The sequence below is a fragment of the Metabacillus rhizolycopersici genome, assembly GCF_020075705.1.
Genome location: NZ_JAIQUM010000336.1, coordinates 1 through 244 on the forward strand (window position 1 = coordinate 1; position 244 = coordinate 244).

Annotated in this window: 1 protein-coding gene; it reads right to left on the reverse strand. The window is 35.2% G+C overall.

What is annotated here, in order from left to right:
* Positions 1-157: 157 nt before the first annotated feature.
* Positions 158-244, reverse strand: an 87-nt coding sequence (locus K9V48_RS28850; RefSeq protein WP_224140655.1) for an IS3 family transposase, incomplete at its 5' end; no start/stop codon positions are given.

Genomic DNA, 244 nt, shown 5'->3' on the forward strand with positions numbered 1-244 from the left:
CCCAATCCATTACATGATCGATCTTCACTAAATGATGTGAAGCATCATACATCATTTCATAGAACGTTCGATTTTCTTCAATCTCTACATTTGAATAGGTGAAATACATACAAAAATCCCTCGTTTTGAGGTGACCCCTAAAAGTTAGAGTTTTATATTAAGCAGCTAATTGGCTGGTATGAATCCGATATTGAACAGGACTCATGCCTGCCAACTTTTGCTTTATACGCTTGGTATTATAATA